The organism is Streptococcus sp. M334 (assembly GCF_000187745.1).
In the GTDB taxonomy this organism is placed as follows: Bacteria; Bacillota; Bacilli; order Lactobacillales; family Streptococcaceae; genus Streptococcus.
Genome location: NZ_GL732503.1, coordinates 1 through 1,109, shown reverse-complemented (window position 1 = coordinate 1,109; position 1,109 = coordinate 1). Strand labels below are relative to the sequence as shown.

The window sequence follows — 1,109 nt, the reverse complement described above, 5'->3', positions numbered from 1 at the left end:
AAACCCAGCAGTAGATGGACAACCATATACAAGCAATGAAAAAGTCATCAAATCCAAATAAACCAGGAACAACGGTAACACCAACACCAACAAATGGTTTAACAATTGATGGAACAAGCGGCAAAGTTACAGGAACACCAACAGGCTTAACATGGAATGGCGATGACACAGAACAAACAGTCAATATTCCAGTAGTCATCACAAAAGGAAATGAAAAAATCAACGAAACCATTCCAGTAGTGGTCCAACGAGACTTAGATGGCGACGGCACACCAGACGTATCAGATGATGATATTGATGGCGACGGTATTCCAAATGAAAAAGATACAACCCCACGTCAAGTAACACCATTAGACGCAGGCAAAGTAAATCCTACAAACCCAGCAGTAGAAGGTCAACCTTATACAAGTAATGAAAAAGTAATCAATCCAAACAAAGACGATGCGACATTCACAGCAACACCAACGAATGGATTGACAGTAGGAACAGATGGAAAAGTCACAGGAAAACCAACTGGTATCACATGGACTGGAGATGAGACATCTACAACAGTGAATATTCCAGTAACGGTAACACGTACAGGAGATACCCCAGTCACCGTAACGATTCCAGTAGTGGTACAAAGAGACTTAGATGGCGACGGCAAACCAGACGTATCAGATGATGATATTGATGGCGATGGCATTCCAAATGATCAAGACCCAGCCCCACGAGTGAATGATGGTTTGACAGCAGGTAAAGTAAATCCTACAAACCCAGCAGTAGATGGACAACCATATACAAGCAATGAAAAAGTCATCAATCCAAATAAACCAGGAACAACGGTAACACCAACACCAACAAATGGTTTAACAATTGATGGAACAAGCGGCAAAGTTACAGGAAAACCAACTGGTATCACATGGACTGGCGATGAAACATCTAAAACAGTGAATATTCCAGTAACGGTAACACGTACAGGAGATACCCCAGTCACCGTAACGATTCCAGTAGTGGTACAAAGAGACTTAGATGGCGATGGCAAACCAGACGTATCAGATGATGATATTGATGGCGACGGTATTCCAAAATGAAAAAAGATACAACCCCACGTCAAGTAACACCATTAG

General features: G+C 42.0%; 1 protein-coding gene. It reads left to right on the top strand.

What is annotated here, in order from left to right; genetic code table 11:
• Window positions 1-35: 35 nt before the first annotated feature.
• The gene (locus HMPREF0851_RS15135) at window positions 36-1,073 is read left to right on the top strand and encodes a thrombospondin type 3 repeat-containing protein (RefSeq protein ID WP_000749787.1); all 1,038 of its coding nucleotides are present in this window, start codon (window positions 36-38) and stop codon (window positions 1,071-1,073) included.
• Window positions 1,074-1,109 lie beyond the last annotated feature (36 nt).

What these genes read in the sequence shown, in the direction of transcription:
- HMPREF0851_RS15135 (WP_000749787.1), top strand. Translation starts at nt 36, where the DNA reads ATGAAAAAGTCATCAAATCCAAATAAACCAGGAACAACGGTAACACCA.